36 protein-coding genes are annotated in these 18,020 nt (G+C 64.9%); 30 read left to right on the top strand and 6 right to left on the bottom strand.

The genetic code is table 11. From position 1 onward, the window contains the following. Window positions 1–19: 19 nt before the first annotated feature. The 9 genes from VGQ44_17315 to VGQ44_17355 are packed head-to-tail and all read left to right on the top strand — an operon-like array spanning window position 20 to window position 4,159. On the top strand, window positions 20–211 hold the full coding sequence (locus VGQ44_17315; protein ID HEV8448595.1) for a hypothetical protein: 192 nt from the start codon (window positions 20–22) through the stop codon (window positions 209–211). Continuing rightward, a complete protein-coding gene (locus VGQ44_17320) occupies window positions 211–477 on the top strand; it encodes a hypothetical protein (GenBank protein ID HEV8448596.1) in 267 nt (88 codons plus the stop codon). The genes VGQ44_17315 and VGQ44_17320 overlap by 1 nt, the downstream gene beginning before the upstream one ends. Then, window positions 474–971 (top strand): hypothetical protein, encoded by a 498-nt coding sequence (locus tag VGQ44_17325; GenBank protein HEV8448597.1) that lies wholly within the window; start codon window positions 474–476, stop codon window positions 969–971. Before VGQ44_17320 ends, VGQ44_17325 begins: the two co-directional genes overlap by 4 nt. A gap of 1 nt (window position 972) precedes the next feature. Beyond that, complete coding sequence (locus VGQ44_17330) at window positions 973–1,650, top strand: glycoside hydrolase domain-containing protein (GenBank protein ID HEV8448598.1); 678 nt, start codon at window positions 973–975, stop codon at window positions 1,648–1,650. Beyond that, window positions 1,647–2,015 (top strand): DUF1353 domain-containing protein, encoded by a 369-nt coding sequence (locus tag VGQ44_17335; protein ID HEV8448599.1) that lies wholly within the window; start codon window positions 1,647–1,649, stop codon window positions 2,013–2,015. The genes VGQ44_17330 and VGQ44_17335 overlap by 4 nt, the downstream gene beginning before the upstream one ends. Next, entirely contained in the window at window positions 2,012–2,356 is a 345-nt protein-coding gene (locus tag VGQ44_17340; GenBank protein HEV8448600.1) for a DUF6527 family protein, read from the top strand. The genes VGQ44_17335 and VGQ44_17340 overlap by 4 nt, the downstream gene beginning before the upstream one ends. Continuing rightward, window positions 2,353–3,036 carry a hypothetical protein gene (locus tag VGQ44_17345; protein HEV8448601.1) on the top strand — a complete coding sequence of 228 codons (684 nt, stop codon included), beginning with the start codon at window positions 2,353–2,355 and terminating at the stop codon, window positions 3,034–3,036. Before VGQ44_17340 ends, VGQ44_17345 begins: the two co-directional genes overlap by 4 nt. After that, window positions 3,036–3,527: a hypothetical protein gene (locus tag VGQ44_17350; protein HEV8448602.1), complete on the top strand. Its 492-nt coding sequence runs from the start codon at window positions 3,036–3,038 to the stop codon at window positions 3,525–3,527. Before VGQ44_17345 ends, VGQ44_17350 begins: the two co-directional genes overlap by 1 nt. Before the next feature lie 2 nt (window positions 3,528–3,529). Next, a complete protein-coding gene (locus VGQ44_17355; protein ID HEV8448603.1) occupies window positions 3,530–4,159 on the top strand; it encodes a hypothetical protein in 630 nt (209 codons plus the stop codon). Window positions 4,160–4,476: 317 nt separating this feature from the next. Here VGQ44_17355 and VGQ44_17360 read toward each other — a convergent pair whose 3' ends face one another. Next, window positions 4,477–4,707 (bottom strand): hypothetical protein, encoded by a 231-nt coding sequence (locus tag VGQ44_17360; GenBank protein ID HEV8448604.1) that lies wholly within the window; start codon window positions 4,705–4,707, stop codon window positions 4,477–4,479. On the opposite strand from VGQ44_17360, the gene VGQ44_17365 reads away from it, so the two are divergent. The 10 genes from VGQ44_17365 to VGQ44_17410 all read left to right on the top strand — a co-directional run bounded on the left by VGQ44_17365 (window position 4,691) and on the right by VGQ44_17410 (window position 10,777). Beyond that, window positions 4,691–5,431: a hypothetical protein gene (locus tag VGQ44_17365; GenBank protein HEV8448605.1), complete on the top strand. Its 741-nt coding sequence runs from the start codon at window positions 4,691–4,693 to the stop codon at window positions 5,429–5,431. The genes VGQ44_17360 and VGQ44_17365 overlap by 17 nt on opposite strands. Before the next feature lie 27 nt (window positions 5,432–5,458). Further along, the gene (locus tag VGQ44_17370) at window positions 5,459–5,830 is read left to right on the top strand and encodes a hypothetical protein (GenBank protein HEV8448606.1); all 372 of its coding nucleotides are present in this window, start codon (window positions 5,459–5,461) and stop codon (window positions 5,828–5,830) included. Window positions 5,831–5,852: 22 nt separating this feature from the next. Next, window positions 5,853–6,410 carry a hypothetical protein gene (locus VGQ44_17375; GenBank protein ID HEV8448607.1) on the top strand — a complete coding sequence of 186 codons (558 nt, stop codon included), beginning with the start codon at window positions 5,853–5,855 and terminating at the stop codon, window positions 6,408–6,410. A gap of 70 nt (window positions 6,411–6,480) precedes the next feature. Next, on the top strand, window positions 6,481–6,705 hold the full coding sequence (locus VGQ44_17380) for a hypothetical protein (protein HEV8448608.1): 225 nt from the start codon (window positions 6,481–6,483) through the stop codon (window positions 6,703–6,705). A gap of 3 nt (window positions 6,706–6,708) precedes the next feature. Next, window positions 6,709–7,047 (top strand): carboxypeptidase-like regulatory domain-containing protein, encoded by a 339-nt coding sequence (locus tag VGQ44_17385; protein HEV8448609.1) that lies wholly within the window; start codon window positions 6,709–6,711, stop codon window positions 7,045–7,047. Between the two features lie 7 nt (window positions 7,048–7,054). Beyond that, window positions 7,055–7,249, top strand: coding sequence for a hypothetical protein (locus VGQ44_17390; GenBank protein HEV8448610.1), 195 nt, complete (start codon window positions 7,055–7,057; stop codon window positions 7,247–7,249). Then, entirely contained in the window at window positions 7,246–8,481 is a 1,236-nt protein-coding gene (locus VGQ44_17395) for a hypothetical protein (protein HEV8448611.1), read from the top strand. Before VGQ44_17390 ends, VGQ44_17395 begins: the two co-directional genes overlap by 4 nt. Continuing rightward, window positions 8,481–8,855, top strand: coding sequence for a hypothetical protein (locus VGQ44_17400; GenBank protein HEV8448612.1), 375 nt, complete (start codon window positions 8,481–8,483; stop codon window positions 8,853–8,855). The genes VGQ44_17395 and VGQ44_17400 overlap by 1 nt, the downstream gene beginning before the upstream one ends. Before the next feature lie 9 nt (window positions 8,856–8,864). Then, on the top strand, window positions 8,865–10,379 hold the full coding sequence (locus tag VGQ44_17405; GenBank protein ID HEV8448613.1) for a hypothetical protein: 1,515 nt from the start codon (window positions 8,865–8,867) through the stop codon (window positions 10,377–10,379). After that, window positions 10,376–10,777 (top strand): hypothetical protein, encoded by a 402-nt coding sequence (locus tag VGQ44_17410; protein ID HEV8448614.1) that lies wholly within the window; start codon window positions 10,376–10,378, stop codon window positions 10,775–10,777. The genes VGQ44_17405 and VGQ44_17410 overlap by 4 nt, the downstream gene beginning before the upstream one ends. Here VGQ44_17410 and VGQ44_17415 read toward each other — a convergent pair. The 5 genes from VGQ44_17415 to VGQ44_17435 form a co-directional block, all read right to left on the bottom strand. Next, a complete protein-coding gene (locus tag VGQ44_17415) occupies window positions 10,774–11,046 on the bottom strand; it encodes a hypothetical protein (GenBank protein HEV8448615.1) in 273 nt (90 codons plus the stop codon). The genes VGQ44_17410 and VGQ44_17415 overlap by 4 nt on opposite strands. Beyond that, complete coding sequence (locus VGQ44_17420; protein ID HEV8448616.1) at window positions 11,043–11,258, bottom strand: hypothetical protein; 216 nt, start codon at window positions 11,256–11,258, stop codon at window positions 11,043–11,045. Before VGQ44_17420 ends, VGQ44_17415 begins: the two co-directional genes overlap by 4 nt. 40 nt (window positions 11,259–11,298) lie before the next feature. Beyond that, window positions 11,299–11,616 carry a hypothetical protein gene (locus VGQ44_17425; protein ID HEV8448617.1) on the bottom strand — a complete coding sequence of 106 codons (318 nt, stop codon included), beginning with the start codon at window positions 11,614–11,616 and terminating at the stop codon, window positions 11,299–11,301. Continuing rightward, a complete protein-coding gene (locus VGQ44_17430; protein ID HEV8448618.1) occupies window positions 11,616–12,035 on the bottom strand; it encodes a hypothetical protein in 420 nt (139 codons plus the stop codon). The genes VGQ44_17425 and VGQ44_17430 overlap by 1 nt, the downstream gene beginning before the upstream one ends. A 342-nt stretch (window positions 12,036–12,377) precedes the next feature. Continuing rightward, a complete protein-coding gene (locus VGQ44_17435) occupies window positions 12,378–12,632 on the bottom strand; it encodes a helix-turn-helix domain-containing protein (GenBank protein ID HEV8448619.1) in 255 nt (84 codons plus the stop codon). A 125-nt stretch (window positions 12,633–12,757) separates the two neighbouring features. Here VGQ44_17435 and VGQ44_17440 point away from each other — a divergent pair, with 125 nt between their 5' ends. From VGQ44_17440 to VGQ44_17490, 11 genes are all read left to right on the top strand, one after another. Then, window positions 12,758–13,006, top strand: coding sequence for a hypothetical protein (locus VGQ44_17440; GenBank protein HEV8448620.1), 249 nt, complete (start codon window positions 12,758–12,760; stop codon window positions 13,004–13,006). Between the two features lie 77 nt (window positions 13,007–13,083). Continuing rightward, window positions 13,084–13,221 (top strand): hypothetical protein, encoded by a 138-nt coding sequence (locus VGQ44_17445; protein HEV8448621.1) that lies wholly within the window; start codon window positions 13,084–13,086, stop codon window positions 13,219–13,221. Between the two features lie 249 nt (window positions 13,222–13,470). After that, the gene (locus VGQ44_17450; protein HEV8448622.1) at window positions 13,471–13,857 is read left to right on the top strand and encodes a hypothetical protein; all 387 of its coding nucleotides are present in this window, start codon (window positions 13,471–13,473) and stop codon (window positions 13,855–13,857) included. Further along, complete coding sequence (locus tag VGQ44_17455) at window positions 13,854–14,408, top strand: HNH endonuclease signature motif containing protein (protein HEV8448623.1); 555 nt, start codon at window positions 13,854–13,856, stop codon at window positions 14,406–14,408. Before VGQ44_17450 ends, VGQ44_17455 begins: the two co-directional genes overlap by 4 nt. After that, window positions 14,405–14,737 carry a hypothetical protein gene (locus VGQ44_17460; protein ID HEV8448624.1) on the top strand — a complete coding sequence of 111 codons (333 nt, stop codon included), beginning with the start codon at window positions 14,405–14,407 and terminating at the stop codon, window positions 14,735–14,737. The genes VGQ44_17455 and VGQ44_17460 overlap by 4 nt, the downstream gene beginning before the upstream one ends. Further along, window positions 14,734–15,189 carry a hypothetical protein gene (locus VGQ44_17465; GenBank protein ID HEV8448625.1) on the top strand — a complete coding sequence of 152 codons (456 nt, stop codon included), beginning with the start codon at window positions 14,734–14,736 and terminating at the stop codon, window positions 15,187–15,189. The genes VGQ44_17460 and VGQ44_17465 overlap by 4 nt, the downstream gene beginning before the upstream one ends. 49 nt (window positions 15,190–15,238) lie before the next feature. After that, window positions 15,239–15,616, top strand: a complete 378-nt coding sequence (locus tag VGQ44_17470; protein ID HEV8448626.1) for a hypothetical protein — start codon at window positions 15,239–15,241, stop codon at window positions 15,614–15,616. After that, window positions 15,613–16,575, top strand: coding sequence for a hypothetical protein (locus VGQ44_17475; protein HEV8448627.1), 963 nt, complete (start codon window positions 15,613–15,615; stop codon window positions 16,573–16,575). Before VGQ44_17470 ends, VGQ44_17475 begins: the two co-directional genes overlap by 4 nt. 3 nt (window positions 16,576–16,578) lie before the next feature. Then, on the top strand, window positions 16,579–17,064 hold the full coding sequence (locus VGQ44_17480; protein ID HEV8448628.1) for a hypothetical protein: 486 nt from the start codon (window positions 16,579–16,581) through the stop codon (window positions 17,062–17,064). A gap of 40 nt (window positions 17,065–17,104) precedes the next feature. Then, entirely contained in the window at window positions 17,105–17,539 is a 435-nt protein-coding gene (locus VGQ44_17485) for a hypothetical protein (GenBank protein HEV8448629.1), read from the top strand. A gap of 1 nt (window position 17,540) precedes the next feature. Continuing rightward, window positions 17,541–17,942, top strand: a complete 402-nt coding sequence (locus tag VGQ44_17490) for a hypothetical protein (protein ID HEV8448630.1) — start codon at window positions 17,541–17,543, stop codon at window positions 17,940–17,942. Window positions 17,943–18,020 lie beyond the last annotated feature (78 nt).

The following is an 18,020-nucleotide window of genomic DNA, read 5'->3' on the forward strand; positions in this document are numbered from 1 at the left end:
CTTCAACCGGAGACGTTCGATGAATCTCTACCCACTGATTTTCGCCCTCATCGCCATCGTGCTCGGCGCGGTCGTTTCCGCTGTCTGGCCGAACATGGATGCGCAGTACAAGCGGTTGCTCTACATCGTGATCGCCGTCGTCGTGGTCGTCTGCATCATCGCCGTGTTCTGGCCGCTGTTCGACCGCGGCATGTCGACGCGAGTCACCTGATGACCGTCCGCACGCTGCTCGTGACGATCGGCGCGGTGGGCGGCGCCTTCGCGTCGATCGCGACCGTGACCGGCTACGCGCGATCGTACCTCGACGGGCGGTACGTTGCCGCGCCCGTGTTCGCGCTCTATGTGCACGACGACTCGTTGCGCCATGTGTTCGCACAGCGTGAGCGTGCGCGAACCGCGCAGGTGATCGACTCAATCGAGAAGGCGCACCAGCGCCCCGAAGGTGGCAGGGTGCTGCAGGCGGGGAATCCGCGATGACCGGGCCGGCAGTCGTCGCGGTCGAGGTGAAGAGCGGCCGCAGGGCCGCCGACTGGCACGTGCTGCCGAAAAGTGGCAAGAGCATTTTCTATTATTTGCTAGGCATGCTAGTAGACGAGAACGGCAAGCCGAGCATGTCGCGGTGGATGTTCGCGATCTGGACGTACGTCGGCTGGGTCATGATCCGCCACGAGCTATTGCTGAAACCTGGCGACGTCTCGATCTCGAATGCTGCTTGGGGTGCCTGGTGGGCAGCAGAGGGCGCCATCTCCCTGGCGGTGTTCGGCCCGCGTATCGCCTCCTACTTTGGTGCCGGCGCTGCGGGAGCTGTGGCGGGCATCGGATCGAGCATTCGCGATGCGGTTGCCACGATCGTCACGAAGGTCGATTCCATCAACGCCGCGCCCGCCGCCACGCAAGTCAATGTAAACCAGCCCGCCGCTCCGGCACCCGTCCCGGACGCCGAGACGCCGGTTCCCTCGCGGGAGGGCTGAGATGCCGTCGACGAAAGTCGCCCCGGCCGGAACGCTTGGCTTCGACACGAATACGCCGCTCGATGCCGAGGGCGCGGTCGCGTTCTACGAGCACGGGTATCGGTTCGCGGTGCGCTACGTGCGGCGCGTCCTGGCGCGCGCGAACGATCTGAGCGTCGCCGAGATCCAGCGACTTCACGACGCGGGGCTCGCCGTCAGCGTCGTGCAGCACGTCGAGTCAGAAACCTCGTGGGTGCCCTCGGTCGACAAAGGCGCGGAGTACGGCGCGAACGCCGCCGCTGCGACGGGGCTCCTCGGCATTCCGCAGGGCGTCGTCGTGTGGTGCGACCTGGAGGGCGTCGCGCGCGGCACGCCCGCAGCGACGACGCTCGCGCATTGCAACGCGTGGTTCGAAGCAGTCGCGGGTCAGGGCTACGTCCCCGGCATCTACGTGGGCTGGCACTGCGGCCTCACGCCCGACCAACTCTATCGCGGCCTCAAGTTCGCGCACTTCTGGGGGGCTTATAATCTGAATTCGGACGAAGAGCCGGCGATCCGCGGGCTGCAGATGAAGCAGCACGCCGCACTGCACAAGGACGTTCCGGCGGGACTTCCCTACTCGATCGACGTCGACACCGTGCGCGCCGATAATCTCGGCGGCCTGCCGATCGTCTACGCGCCGGACGGGTGGTTGACGTGACGCTTCCCGTGCCGCAGATCTCGCCCGCCACGATCGACACGTGGCGCATGGACGCGCCGATCACGGTCATCGCCGCCGGGTATCGCATCACGATTCCCGAGGGGACGCTTTCGGACGGCGCGAGCATTCCGCGGATCTGCTGGCCGATCGTCTCGCCGTTCGAGGTCTCGGTCATCGCGCCATTCGTACACGATCTCCTCTATCAGCGCCTCGGGAAGATCGACGACTTCACCACGGTCGGCCGGAACGTCGTCGATCGGATCTTCTACGACCTGATGAAGCAGGAAGACATCTACTGGTGGCGTCGGTGGCTCGCCTTCCGCGCCGTGCGGATCTTCGGCGGCTCGCACTGGAGGGCCGCGTGAGCGCGCCGGAGCATGGCGACATGGTTCGCGACGGGCGCGATGTATGGCCGGACGACGCGCCGCCGGGGACGTTCGACATCGTGCCGCACGGCATGGAAGGCTACCCGGGCGTGACGGCGCACATGACGTTCGAGTGCCCGAACCGTCATCGGTGCTCGGTTGCGCTCGCGCCGCAACCGATTCCGCGGCCGAGCGACGACAAACTCTACGTCTGGGGCTGGGACGGCAACGTCGAGCGGCCGACACTCACGCCGTCAATCAACTGCGTCGCCGAGAAGAACGGCAAGTCGACGGGCGGCTGCGGCTGGCACGGCTTCATCACAAATGGCGTGATGCGATGACCGCGCCTCGCTCCGTCGAGCAGGATCTCGAGGCCGTGCTCGCCGCGGCGAAGATGCACCGCCGCGCGTCGTATATCCTTGCGGCGATCGTCCTCGGCCTCGTCATCCTCTTCCTGTTCATGTTCTGCCGGGCGCAGCCGAACGTGATTCCGGCGAAGGATCAGCAGGCGCTCGACGTGCAGCATGGCACGCAGAAGGGCTACGACTCGACGCGGAAAGAGAACGTGAAGGCCGAAGGCGCGAGCGTGCTTCGGTCGTCCACACACGTCCGCCAGGCCACGACGTCGCTACACGCGGCGGATTCGTTGCACGTCATCGCCCTCGCACTGCAGAAGCTCGCCGAGGCGCAGCGCGACACGTCGTCGCGCTGGTATGGCGTAGCGATGATCACGCAGAAAGAAAACGATTCGCTGCGCGCGTCGAATCGAGGTCTGGACTCGGCCTTGCAACAGCAGAAGATCGCGACGGCGTTCGCCGATCAGCGCGCGCGCACCGATTCGATCCGCCTCGTCGCCTCCTCGCAACTCAACGATCGGCTCGCGAACGATGTGAAAACGGCGGGTCAATGCCGTTTCGGCCACGGGCTGTTTCAGTGCCCGACGCGAACGGAGACCGCCGTCACCGTCACGATCACCACGCTCATCGCGAAGGCGATCATCGACTCTCGGAGAAAACCGTAATGCCAAGCCCCAACGCATCGGACCAAGGCCAGGCGCACGCGCACCCGTCTGCGCACGCGCACATCTGGCTCGACGTACTCCTCACCCCGCTCGCCCAGGATGGGTCGGTCAACGGGAGTGATGTAGTGCAAGCCCTCACGCGACTCGCGCGTGCGGTAGAAGCAAACACCCTCCTTTTGGAGACCATCATGGCATCAGTCGCAGAACTTCAGGCACAAGCGGACGCGCTCAAGCAGGCCGTCACGGATGGACTCGCGCGCATTCAGGCGCACGAGGACGCGGAAGCCGCCGCCGACACGGCGCTGCAGGCGCAGGTCGCGACGCTGACGCAGGCGAACACGGACCTGCAGGCGCAGATCGACGCGCTCAAGGCGGGCGGCACGGACACGACGGCACTCGACGCCATCCTGGCGACGATGAAGGACGCTACGGCGCAGATCGGCACGATCGATCCCGCCCCGGCGCCCGTGCCGGAAACGCCGGTTCCGTAGTCGTGAACCGGGCAACGAGTTTCCTCCTTGGCGCGCTCACGGTGGGCGCGCTGGGGATTGCCGGGCCGCGAGTCGAGACAATGGCGCGGGAGTCGATCGCTATTCGCGTCGGCGACACGCTCGTCATGCACTATTCCGTGCTGACGGACACGGTGCTCGGTGTCGCGCCGAGTCGTGTCATCGCGAAGCGCTGTGGCTCGAGCAAGATGTTCTGGCGGCCGTGGAAGTTGCGACCGGCTACGCAGGATTCGATCGTGGCGTCGGCCGATACGGTCTCCGTCAGCGTCTTGGCGCCCGTCGGCGGCTCGTGCACGTCTGAACTGCCGGTGCCGTCGCCTTCGGACAGCGGCAGTCTGGGCTTCTTTCTCTCGCCGACTGGCCACTGGTGCGCGGGAACTGTCTCCGACACGAGCGTTCACGTCTCGCGCTGCACTGCACCGTCGGATCAGTGGCTAGGCTTCCTCCGCGTGTGGAGCGGCGTGGCGCCCGTGAATCCTGCGACGGGTGTCTCGCCGATCGATCATTGCGAGACTGGCCCGCTCGATCCGTCGGGGATGTTTCACCGATTCGACTGCGCGGAGACGACGAAGGTCAAGAGCTTGACCAACACTTGGCCCCACGTGACCCCGTGACGGCGTACCGCGACTCGATGGCTGCGGCCGAGGCAGAGTTCACCCTCCTTGAGTCGAGGCGCGTCTCGTGGCACGGTGCGCCGATTCGGCATCCGCGTCGCGCTCGGGTGGGCGAGCCGATACCGGCTCGGCGGCCGCGGCGTGCCTGGAAGTGCAAGCATCGGGATCGGCGGCATCATGCTCGCGGCCTTTGCAAGTCGTGCTGGACGCGAGACCAGAGGTTCCGTCTGGGAAAAACGCAGTTCCAGCGAAAGCAGAACGATGATCCCAAAACGCGGCCGACCTGCCATCCAAGCCGCACCCACTACGGCAACCGTCTATGCGAATCGTGCTACCGCGCAGCCGAGGCTCGATGCGCGCGGCACGTCCGCACCGCCGTGAAAAAGCTGTACTTCATGCTCAACGGCCGCGGCGTGCGGTTCGATGAAAAGCAGGCGATCGAACAACTCACGGCTGCGGTTGGTGACGTGCTCGCGCGACGCCGCACGGCGGCCGCAACGCCAGCGATTTCTCTTTCCTGAGACCTGACCCATGTCGATCTTGACCACGGATCTCCAATGCTTCGACGCGGCGAGCGTGCCGACGGACGATGTGTCCACCTCGGGCGGCGCGATCTCGGCCGTCTCTCGCCCCGATCTCGTCCAGTGGGCGGCGCCCAACATCGCGCAGGTCGTCTCCGACGGCGCCGACACGCGCACGGTCACGATTACGGGTCGCCTCGCGACGGGCGTGGTCGACACGGAAGTGCTCACGCTGAACGGCACGACGCCGGTCTCTGGGGCGAAGACGTGGGAACGCGTGCAGAGCGCGGTAGCCTCGGCGACGAGCGGTACGCGCACCGTGCTCGTGAAGGAGGCCGCGGCGGGCACGACGCGCGCGACGATCCTCCCGAACGAAACGACGCGCCACATCTCGTTCCAGAACTCCTCGAGCGACCCGGTCTCGACCAAGACGCGCGTCGAGAAAGTGTTCTGGAAGAACACGAACGGATCGCTCACGCTCACGCAATCGACCGTCACGCTAACGACAGACGCCGCGGCGAACATCATGATCTCGACCGATGCGGCGATCGATGCGACGACCTCCGTCGCGAACCGACTGACGTCGACCGGCTTCAGTTTTGTCGACGACACCGTCGCGATCACGGTGCCCGGTGGCGGCAACATCCCGGCCGGCTCGCGCATCGGAACCTGGATCCAGCAAACGCTCGCCGCGGGTGCCGCGGCCACGAAGTCGACGTACACCACCAAACTCGCCGGCAGTTCGATTTAGCGCGCGCACCCTCCGGAGACTCAACCAATGGACGAAGCAACCACGCTCGACCCCGCGACGATCACGACGCGCAAGGACGCCGAGGCGTTCGTGCGCTCGATACACCTAACGTGTCGGGGCCCGAAGAGCGAGAAGCACGCGGCCGCAATCGCGCAACTGCTCGACGAGGGACGGAACGCGGAAGCGGCCGATATGGATGACGCCAGTCGGCGGCATCCGCTCACGGGCGCGTACAACTGCGGCGCGAACACGAACGACGTCATTTGTGCCGGCCCATTCGACGGCGCCATTCACGAATACACCTGCCCGCGATGCGGCGTGCACGCACGCTACCGCGCACCGCTCTTTCCTGGTCTATCAGAAGCCGACGCCGCTGATCCGGCCGTCGCGACCACCTAACCGCTGACAACCGGATACTCACATGGGACGGCAACTCTTCACGGAAGGCCCGTACATCGATCCGCCGGTCGCGTCCAACCCGGGCGTCACGGGCGCGGCTGGATCGGCCCTCGTCTCGACCTCGGCGGAAGCGCTCTGGATCGGCGCGCAGTTCACGCCCATCTATGCCAACGATCCGAAGGCCGGGAAGATTTACACGGTTCGGGCCGGGGGTATTCTGTCGACCGGCGCGTCGGGAACGCTGATCCTGATTCCACAGTACGGCGCGTTGGGCGGCACCACGCTCGGGACCTCGATCACACAGACGGTTCCGATCAACCTGACAAATGTTCCGTGGTATCTGGAATTCACGCTCGTGTTTCGGACGATCGGCAGCGGTGTCAACTCGACGTGTATCGGGACAGGGTATTTCCAAGCGGCAGGCACGGCCGCGACGGCTGGCTCCAGTTTCGATCTCGCCTTCGGCGGAACGTCGGCGACCGTGGACGTCACGGTCAATTCCGGCATTACGATCAGCAAGACGTTGAGCGTCGCCGGCTCCTTCACGACGCAATACGCCTTCATTCACGGTTACAATTAGTCCGATTGCCGAGCGACGCCGCTCGTGCATCGATGCGCCTCGAATGCCTTTTCACGTTGAGCGAACTTTTATGTCTCTCGCAAGCGATTACGCCGCCGCCGTTGCCGCGGCGGCCGGCGATGTGGTGACGGCTGCCGCTACAGCTCCCGCGCCCCTTACGGGACCGAACGGGCACCTCGAAGTCACGCCACAAGGAAACCTGCGCGCCGTGCCGGGGCCGGGCGTGGGAGCGGTGGAGATCCCTGCCGCTGCGGTCCCGGCAGCGATCGCGTGGCTCACGACCAACTTCGTCTAGGCCATGCCGGGATCATTTCAGTCGAACGGCATGTGGGGCGTTCCCCGCGTGCCACGATCGATACCCGTTGTTCGCAACTTCGACGATACGCCGACGGGGGCGTACCAGTACTACTACTCGATCGCACTGCAGGCAGTCGATGGAAGCGGCACGCCGCTCCCGGGCGCGATCGTATCCCTCTTTCGTACCGTCGACAATTCGTTCGCCGGATTAGCCGTCACGGACGCCAACGGCAATTTTCGGCTCGCCGCGTCGCAGTTTATTCAGCACTACCTCGTCGCCTATTTGACCGGTAGCCCAGACCTCGCCGGCACCTCTGTGAACACCCTGGTCGGCACATGAGGAATCAATGATCCATATCGTGATCCAGTTCGACGAGACGACGGGCCAAATGAACATCAACGCATCCGATAGTAATAAGATGCGCTGCTGCTGGATCCTTGAACTCGCGCGCGATGAAGTAAAGAAACACGAGGACCCGTCGGCTGGGCATATCGCGCTGGTTCCACCCGGCATGCGACTGCCGATGCGCAACGGATCGTGACATTTATTGTCGCGGATCGGGTCAAAGAAACGACCGCGTCGACGGGGCCGGGAAACCTCGCCCTCAGCGGCGCCTCGGTCGGCTTCCGCGCATTCTCGTCGGTCTGCGCGAATAACGACACCGTTGCCTACACGATCTCGTCGGCGGGGGGCGTCGAATGGGAGACGGGCGTCGGCACGTGGCAGGCGGGCAACACGCTCGTCCGCACGGCCGTCATCGCGTCGTCGAACGCCAACGCGGCCGTCAACTTCTCGGCCGGCACGAAGGACGTCTATCTCACGGTCCTTGCGACGCAGGTGCCGGACGCGACACGGATTTGTGACGGGCGGCTCACGCTGACGAGCGGTACGCCCGTCACGACCGCCGATGTCACCGGCGCGACGTCGGTCTTTTTCACGCCGATGATCGGCGACCAGATTGGGCTCTTCAACGGCGCCGCGTGGCGGCTCTACCAGTTCTCAGAAATCACGATCGCGCTCGGCACGCTCACGTCCGCCAAGAACTACGATATCTTCGCGTACGACTCTGGCGGCGTGGTCGGGTGCGTGATCGGGCCCGCGTGGACCTCGGACACGGCGCGCGGATCAGGTGCAGGGACGACAGAGCTCACGCGGTTGAACGGCGTGTTGGTCAACAACGTCGCCATCTCGGGCGGCCCGGCGGCGAACCAGGGCCGCTATCTCGGCACGTTCCGCACGACGGCGACGACCACGACGGAAGATTCGGCTGGTGGCGTGACGACGCAGGTCGGCGGGAAACGGTTCTTGTTCAATCAGTACAACCGCGTCCAGCGTGCGCTCTCGGTGATCGATACCACGGATAACTGGTCCTATACGACCAATACCGTCCGCCAGGCGAATGGTGCGGCAGGGAACCGGGTGGAGTATGTCGTTGGCGAGGCGGCTGTGATGCTCGACGTAGAGGTGCTCGGGATCGCGTTTATAGCAAACAACTCAGCAAATGCCGCCAAAATGGGTGTAGGCATTGACAGCACGACCACGCTCTCTGGCACGGTGCAAGGGGGTTACGAAGCGCTCGCGTTTTCTGGCGCCAACGCGGATCCCGGCAATGGCCTCTATGTCCCGTTAAATGGCAACTTTATCGGGTATCCAGGTCTCGGCTATCACACCCTCAACTGGAACGAAAAGGGCGCTGACGTGAATTGCACGTTTCTAGGGGATAATGGTGGCGACGGACAACAGGCCGGCCTGCTCGCAATGCTCATCATCTAATGATTCAACAACTCACCGTCGAGCGCCTCGTCGCCGCCCTTGCGGCTCTCGCTCCCATTGACGGGGTGAGCGTTGGGACGTTCGGTGTCTCATCGAGCGTCCGAATTGATTTTCAGGCGGCTGCCACGACCACGCAGAGGTCCAACGCGGCGGCGGCGCTCACAGCATTTGATTGGTCCGACGCCGCGAGCCTCGCGTGGGAACAGCAACAGAATCCGAATCAGACCGCCCTCTTTGCTGCTGCCGCGCAAGCGGTGACTGACAACCTGACGTTCCTGGCGATCGCCACGCCGACACAGACGCAGGCCGTCGCGCAGGTTCAAGCGCTGACGCGGCAGATGAATCAGGTGATTCGCTACCTCGCGCAGTTGTAGGCCCGGCCGATGCTCGGCTTCCTTCCGATTGCCAGCGCGGCGATCGCGGACGAAGGACTGCCCGCACCGGCGGCCGAGACGTTGATCGTCCTGTACCCGGTCGCGCTCACTGATCAGACGATTGTCCTGCGCGACCCGACGGCAGTCCCGGTGTCGATCTCGGTGTCCGCGAGTCAAGGCACGGGCACGGAATCGCTCGCTGAAGCCGACGCCTCGATCGCCGTCGGCGACGAATCGACGACCGCCGTCGCGGCCATTCTCGCAACGAGCGACGAGAACCTCCTCGGCGTCGCGGCAACACTAGCGAGCAGTGACGAGAATGTACTCGGCCTTGCCGCCACGCTTCCATCCGGCGACGAGAACATCCTCGGACTCGCAACGGCCCTCGCCACAGGCGATGAGTCGCTAGGCGCCATCGTGGCGAGCTTGGTGACAGCGGACGAGTCGCTGATCGGCGTGGGCGCGACTCTGGCTGAGGCGGACGAGAACCTGGTCGGCATCGTCGGCTCGGACGCCGTCGCGGACGAGAACCTGATCGGCCTGGGATCGCCGTTGGCGACTGGCGACGAGTCGTCTGTTCCTGTCTCAGCAACACTTCCGTCCTCCGACGAGAATCTTGTCGGACTCGCCGCGGCGCTCGCCACGGCAGACGAGGATCTGCTGGGCGTCGCGGGGTCGCTCGCCAGCGCGGACGAGAACCTCGTCGGCATCACGTCGTCCTTGCTCGTCGGCGACGAGTCGCTTGGCACTGTCGCCGTACAGCAAACCCAACAGACGGCTACGGAATCGCTCACGGGGCTCGCGCCGTCGCTGGCGTCGTCGGACGAGTCGCTGACCGGCCTCGCGACGACGCTTGGCTTGAGCGACGAAAACACGCTCGGCGTGTCCGCGTCGAAAGCAACGGCCGACGAGAATCTTCTCGGCGTCGCGGGATCATTGGCGATCGGCGACGAGTCGAAAGGCACGCCGTCGGCGACCATGGCGACGGGGGACGAGTCGATCGGTCCCGTTGCGGCGACGCTCGCGAGCGCGGATGAGTCGCTGATTGGGGTCACGGCCTCGCGACTTTCGAGCGACGAGAATCTGCTCGGCGTCTCGGGCTCACAAGGCACCGCCGATGAATGGGCGATGGTGCTCGCCGCGCTGCAACTCATCAGCGACGAATCGGCGGGAACGCTGTCGGCCATCGCCGCCGCGGGCACCGAATCGCTGGTCGGGCTCCAGGCATCGCAGTCGAGCGGCGACGAATGGCTGATTGGTGTCGCGGCGATCCTGGCCGCGGCACACGAGTCGCTGGCCTCGCCGCTCACCTATTGTCTGATCAGCGCCGTCACGCAACTGTTGGCGACGGTCACGGCGACGCGCGTCGAGCCGACCGTCTCGGCGACGAACATCACGCCCGCCGTACCGTTCACGCGCCTTTCGCCTGAATTGCTCGCCACCTGCATCACGCCGAATCCCGTCGCGACCGCGCTGTCGCCGTCCGTCGACGCCACCCGACTCATTGAGGAGCTCGTCCCATGACCACAACGCCGACGCCATCGGTCCACGTGCTGTCACCGTCGAACGATCTGGTCTACACGTTCGTCCTCGAGGAGGTGGATCCCGCGACCTTCGTGCTCGGGCCAGCGACGACGGGCGCTGTGACGTGTTTCCTGTCGACGTCGAACCTGTCGAATGCGACAGCGATCACCGGCCTGACGCGCCCCGCCGTCTACATCGGCGGCGCGAACGGGTATCCGGACGGGACGTGGGGCGTCGAGTTCGATGCCGACGACCTGACGCCAGCGCTGCTCCAGCCGATTTTCGAGGTGTCGCCCGCGCCGACGCCGTACCTGATGATCGTCCGCGGCGGTGCCGTGCGGCGCTACATCACGCTCAAATACCAGAAGGCGCTCAAGGCGGAGCTGACGCAGGTCTAGATGTTTTTCAGGTCGTCGATCGAAGATAACGCGCTCAGGTCTGGGATTCCGTGAAAGAATCGCCAGACGCCTTCTAGGACAACCGCGGGCTCGGGAGAGCGCTTGCGGAGAATGAAGGTCGCGCCGCACGCATGGCAGCTCGCCGCATCGTAAATGGCGCCCGGTATCGCGATCACGTGATAATCGTTCGGCGCCTTCAATGGCTCGCCGCAGTCGCAGCAAGACATCGGGGGCTCGTAACTCTCTGCGGGGGCGCGTTCCTCGCTCATGAGATAGCCCGACGCGGCGACAGGATTCGTATGTTCGGAATCGGCGGCGCGGTCGACCCGAACGTATCGTCGATCACCATCGCCCAGAGCGCATCGTTCAATCCGCTCATTGCGTTCGCAAGATGGCGCATCGCCTCGTTGTTTCGCTCCATCACATCAGCCAGCGCGCGGAATGCTTCATCGTATCTCTCAAGGGCGTCGTCGTCGCGCATGGAGACAACTATACTCGATTCGGGGCCGCGCCGTGGCGACTCACTTCTCCGCGAACGCGCCCCGCTCCATCCAGAGGTCGACCGTCTCCCCGACGCGCCGGACCTGAACCGCCGACGAGTCGATCCGCTCGATGAGCATCGGCGTCCCGCGGGCCACGGGCCGACACCCGCCGTGCGAACTGAGCGAGTCACGGCTCGCGCAGCCGAATGCCGCGGCGGTCGTGTTCATGATCGCGCCCTCGACAAAGCCGTCCACGGGCGGCCCCTCGGCGGACGGCGCGCCACGGTTGCGGACGCGGGCGAGCACGGCGAGAGCTATCACGGCGACGATGGCGAGAGAGATCCAGAGGCGGCGCACTACCAGACCGCGATGATGTAGTAGGCTTCGTTCGCGATCCCGTTGATGAGCGTGACGCCGGGCGTCGCGCTGCCGATCCCCGTGAGACCGCAGAACACGAAGGGGCTATTCGATGGCGTCTGCGCCACCGCGAGCCACGTGATCCGATCCGTGCTCACGTAACAGGCGACGACGGGCACCTTATTCCCAGCGACCGACGCCGCGGGCAACGGAACAGAGACGGAGCCGGTCCCGGACAGGTTGCCCGTGAAGTCGGCGCGATTCGTTGAGCCTGCTGGACCGGACGGCCCCTGCGGGCCCGCGGGACCGTTCGGACCTTGCGCACCTGCCGGACCTTGCGGCCCCGTCGCGCCGTCCGCGCCCTTGCAGCCGAGTACGATTCCGAGACCGAACAGCGTGACAGCTTGGCGGGCGCGCATGGTTGAGATCCTCATCGTGGTGAGAAGATTAGAGCGGTCTAATAATTGGGCTGCTGTAACAGGACGTTGCAGAACGCTGAGGGTGGCCCCATTTTCGTCGGCCTCAACGGAGGACATCTGATATGCGGGTGACGGGAAAACGGCCGACGCCTAGCTCGGCTCGCGGCGTTTGGCAGGCGGATTTCTTTGGACCGGACGGGGAACTCGTGCTCGTCGCGACGGATAGTCGGAGTCGGCTCGTCGCCCCGCCTCTCGTCGTGCCGCACGGCGCGAATCGCATGCAGGCGGCCGACGGGCTTCTCGAAACGCTGGACGCAGCAGACCCTATCCCTCCGTTGCGCATCATCTAGCCTTCCCCCGTCGCATCGCCTTGGCGACGGGGCCGCCAAAGGCCAGCCACACGACCCCGCGGCCCTCGGGGTCGATCAGCACGACCAAGGCGCCCTCCTCAAGCGATAGCCCACGCAGGCCAGCCTCGATCCGACTGACCTTGCTGTCGTCGTACAGCTCGTCGAGACCATAGGTCTCGGCCATCGTCGTCAACTCCGCGGCGAGGGCCGCCTGGCTCAGCCCAGCGGCCTCACGGATGTCCTTCACCCGCCCCCCGCGCTCCGCTCGCCGAATTAGTTCGCTGCCCGGTTTTGTGGACACTTTGTAACAATGTCTGGGGTCTGCGCTCTGGACCTTGCGGAAACCGCAATGTCCAACACACATTGCTCACCGTGAAACTTATCACGGTGAGACGCATGGGTCTACCTGACAACGCCCCGACGCGTAAGCAGCGATTTGACGCGGCTTTAGCACTCTCGGGGATGACGCAAGAACAGTGGCGAACCGAGCACTACCGGGTCACGGTCCACCACCTCCTGGAAGTCCTGAAGGGCGAGCGTGACGGCTCGGCAGAGCTCAACGCCGCGATCGATGCGCTGATCGCGAAGTACCTGCCGGCCGAAGCAGGCGAAGCCGCCTGAAAGCCCGCCAACGCTAGCAGCCGCGCCGCGACTCGCCAGCGCCAACTCTTTCCACCCCTCTTCGGAGGCGTAACGAAATGCTACAAATCCTGATCGCCACCGTTGTCCTCGCCGCGATCGCGTGGCTCCGCCAGCGTCGCGAGGAGCGGAAGGCCGAATACGACGCGACGGCCGCACTGTGCGCGGAGCAGCGCCGACGTCAGCTCGCGCTCTAGCAAATGCTCATGATGATGCGAACCGGGGCGCTGTCGAGCGCAATCGATACCGGGGAATCCCGCGGGCCTTCTACGCCAAGAGTCGGCGTCGCGCGGGGCATGCAAAAGGAAGGTTCGCTGGCCGGCCAGCGAAGAGGAGAGACGGGCCTTAGGGCTCGTCAGCCGGCGCAGTACCCCGAAACAACGAAGCGCCGCGAACCCGGGCAGGGTTTCTCGCGACGCCTCGCAACCAACAGAGGCAAGGTAATCATGCTCCGCTCATGGCAGCAAGATCTCCAAGATCACAGTCTCGCCGACCAGCTCAGAGACGAGCGTAACGAAAAGCTCGCCACCCTTCGCGCGAAGCCCGTCTTTCGCGACAACGAGACGCTCGCCGACTTCACGCTCGCCGCGCTGTCGCGGATGGGCTACTACGTGACCGACGAGATCCTCGTCGCCGTCCAGCGCATCGATGCCACGGACGAGGAGAAGGCGAACATCGCCGACGGGATCGAGCTGCACGCGCTCGTCTCGAGGAAGATCACGGCGGCGTACGGAAAGTATCTGGGCACGTTCGCCGACAGCCTGATCGGAATGGCGGTGGTCGCCTTATTCAATTTTCGGCAGCAGTGCGAGCCCGAGGCGATGGCGCGATGAACGACATTCTCGCGCGCATTGCTTCGCCGTCTCTGGCTCGGCGCTTCTTCGCCAAGACGGTGCCCGAGCCTAACTCCGGCTGTCTGCTGTGGACTGCATCTGCTCACGTGAACGGGTACGGACGTTTTGCGATTTCGAAGCGGATTCAAGAACGCGCCCACCGCGTTGCTTGGTTGATCCGGCACGGCGAAATACCCAACGGACTCTGCGTCCTTCATCGGTGCGACGTTCCCGCGTGCGTAAACGTGGACCATCTGTTTCTCGGTACGCTCGCTGACAATAACGCCGACATGATGGCGAAGGGCCGGAACCGCAATGTGCTAGCCGAGCGAGCGCGACGCACGCCCGTCTGTTCATGCGGCACGCCCTTCACGCTGGCGCGCCGAACGCGCGATGGAATTGTGCGTCCCGCTGGTAAGCGAGTCTGCAAGTCGTGTCAGCAGCGAGAAAACGCCGAAAGGTATCGGCTCAATCGAATTGCGATTCTCGCGAAGAAGGCCGAGCAGCGACGGGCGCGGGGGATTGCGCCACGACAAAAGGCGGTCGCATGAGCGCCCGCCCCGACCACTCGCTCCCGATAGGCGTTCTCGACGCCGAAGATCGAGAGCCACCGGCGCGCGTCGAATTCCCGTCAGACGCTGGCTACGGGTTCGCGCCTCGGTATTGGAAGGCGAAGCGCGCCGATATGCGCCGGTGGGTCCAGCAGGAACTCGGCGGGATTGGCTCGGACCTGCCCGAAGACGAGGCGCAGATCATCGCCGAGTTCCACGCGGTGAAGGAATTACAGCGGCCGATGCGGTGGGCTGAGAAAAGTCTGATGCGGTCGTGCGTGCTGGATCTCGTTGTCGCGTGGGCGGCATTTGCGAAGGCGGGGCGATGAGCGCGCCGGGGACTGCGGTCGCGATTCTGCGCGCCATGCTCGCCGACACCGTCCCTGGCCAATGGGACGCGCACGGCGGACACGTTGCTGCTGTCAGCGAGGCGCCGCTGCGAGTCGTGGACGGGCGATCAGATCCCGATTCGCTCAGGTACTACGGCGGCTATCTCGTCTGCGAGTCGTGCGACCGAAAGGACGCGGGGTTCATCGCCGCGGCGCACAATCTCTTGCCGGATCTCCTCGACGGCTACGACGAGATGGCGCACCGCATGTGGAAGATGGAGTTGGAACTGCGCTGCGCGAAGGCCGCGCTCGACGAGGCCGAGCAGACGATTGAATATGAGCGCAGCCGACGCTACGTGGCGCCGCTTCGACCGTTGGAGCGCGCCGGGCTGATTCGCATTTACCACGATAACCGCGTCGAGACCACTACGGCGATCGGAGTCGGGGCGTGAGATGTCCGTTACTCCCGCCGATCGCCCGATTGGCTCGCACTGGACCTACGTGGGCGTCAATCACCCCCGCGCGCCGATCGGCTGCGAGATCGTCGAGCGCTACGACGACCTTGAGAAGTGCATGTTCGACTGCGTGGTCCGATGCGAGGACGGGACTCTCGTCGTCGCGTTCGACGCGAACCTCCACGCCGAAGGCTGTACCGGCTCACCGCGCGATATGTCCGCGCCGTGGTTCCCGGCGAAGGAATGGGAGAACCGGAACCCGCCGTGCTCGTGTGGCGCGGGTCCAATGGCGGCAGATCACAAGTTCAAGCGCCTGCTGCGCACCAAGAACAAGCTGCAAACGAAATCCGAGATCGAACACGAAGATTTAGTGGTGAACTTCGAAGGCCCCATCCCTGTCGCCGTGGAGCGAAAAGTCTCATGAGCACTTCAACGAAGCCGGAACCGACCGCCGTCGCTCTGCGCGATGCGTCAGTCGGCAACCTGCCGCCGGCTATACAAGAGCGCCTCCAGCTCCGACGCCTGTCGAATCAGGTGGCCGGCGAGTTGGCGAAGATCAACTGGGGGGCGAAGCTCGATCTCGACACCCGCCGCGCCGTCGCCGATTGGGGCCGTCAGTTCCGCGTGGACGTGACGACGGAGATTCACGTGCTCGGCGGCAACATCTACCTGAACGCCGCGTTCTGGCTCCGGAAGCTCTCGGAACTCGTCGCCGAAGGCGTGGTCGAGTACGCGGTCGCGGACCACGTCGAAGATGATCCGCGACTCAAGAAGCTCGGCCCCGAAGGCGAGGGCGAGTACAGCCGCCGGCTTCGTGAGCGGATCATGCACGCGATCCCGGATGCCGCGACCTCGGCCGTCGTGTTCCGCGTGAAGCTGCGCTCGATGGAGAAGGAAGTCGTCGGCGTGAAGTGGTGCGGTGGCGGGACGCGGAAGAGCGACCCCGTCGGCGATGCGATGCCGGTCGAGACGTCAGAGTCCCGCGCGGCGCGGCGCGCCATGCGTCTTATCGCGACGCACGTACCCGCAGCGTCCAAGGAGATCGAAGCGATCGAGACGTCCGCCGAGCAACTCTCCGAGCGCGTCGTCGAGGCGAAGACGCGGATCGCCGACGTCGAGGCGACGCGCAACCCGCCGCGGAAGGCGATCGCCGCGGGCGTCTCGGATGATCCCTACACGCAGGTCGCCACGAACGAGCAGAAGGCGGAGATCGCCGAGCTGCTCGACAAGGCCGACGTCACCGACGACGAACGCGCGAGAATCGCGACGACGGCCGGCGCGAAGGATTACCGCGCCGCGGACGCCCTCGCGCTCATCGAACGCCTCGCATCCCTCGTCCCGCAGAAACAGGGCGAGGACTTCTCACTCTCAAGCGAGGGCTAATCGATGCTCGTCCCCTTCCGCTCTAGCGATCGACTCCTCGGCTCGAAAGCCTTGGGCATCTACGACAAGATGCTCGACACGGCGAAGGCCGCATGCGACAAGGTCTACGCCCCGACGCTCTGGCTCGATACCGAAAAGGGCCGCGTCGAACGCGCCGAGGCGTGGCTCAACGAATCGCTCGACGGCTTGGAGCTGGGCGAGGAACGCGACATCGACATCGCCTCGCCACTCGCCTCCGTGATTGGGAACGCGGCGTCCGCGTATCTCTCGCAGCTCACGAAGCTCGCCGAGAAGCAGACGGACCTCCTCGTGCCGGTGGATGACACGAGCGAAATCACGGCGCGGGTCGCGAGTTTGGCGGATCGGATTCGAGGGCAGGGCGAGCTCACTGGCATCAGCAGCGCGACCGTCAGCGTGAACGGCGGCGAGCCGATGACGCTCGACGAGATGTCGCGGCGCGTTGAACATCTGACCAAGCGCGCCGACTAATGCCTCAGGTGACGCATCCGGGAACCCGGAAGGCGGCAGCATGACGCTCGCCACGGCATGTCCAAAGCCGGCCAAGCGTGAGAAGTCGCCGCGGAAGCCGATGAAGCGCTCGCGAATTGCGGCGAAGAAGCGGAACGCCTCGGACTTCGCGCGCATTTACGGCAGCAAGGCACGGGTGCGCTGGATCAAGGAGCAAGACTGCTGGTGGTGCGGGCGCGCGGCGACAGAGGAGATGCCATCCGACAACGCGCACACGGTGAACGGTGGCAAGAGTCGCAAGGCCGACTTCTACACGATTTTGCCGCTCTGCCGCGCGCATCATCGGGCGTACGACAAGTACGAGCCGCCGTTTCACAGCGCCACGCTCCGCCGCATCGCGTTTCAAGCCGCCGCCCAGGTCGAATCACAGTGGCAACGAGTCAAGCACGTTCTCGCTGGCGAGTCTGTCGGCCTCCCCTCTACTGAGCCTGAGTGAAATGGGCACGAAAGTCGTCATCAACAAATGTTTCGGCGGATTTGGCCTGAGCAACGAGGCCGAGCGGCGGTTGATCGGTTGCGGCCATATCAAGCTGATGGAGCCGAAGGAGTACTACGACGCGCGGCCCGATTGGGAACAGCGCTTTGCAGAGGACCAAGAGCGCGATAGTTGGCTATTGAGCATCAACGTCGTGGATGGCAAGATCGTCATCGATGAGCACAGCCGCGACGAATCCCGCGCCTGCCCGCGCCTCGTGGCTGTCGTCGAGGAGTTGGGCGCCGCGGCGAGCAGTTGGGCGGCGAAGTTAGCGGTCGTCGAAGTCCCGGATGGCGTCGAGTGGAGCATCCACTATTACGACGGTCTAGAGCACGTCGAGGAGGTGCACCGCACATGGGGATGACGTCTCCAGTCTCGTCCCCCGACACGCTCTCGGCTGAGATGATCGCGGAAGTTCGCGAGTACGCACGAATCCACGCGC

This window comes from Gemmatimonadaceae bacterium (genome assembly GCA_036003045.1).
Taxonomy (GTDB): domain Bacteria; phylum Gemmatimonadota; class Gemmatimonadetes; order Gemmatimonadales; family Gemmatimonadaceae; genus JAQBQB01.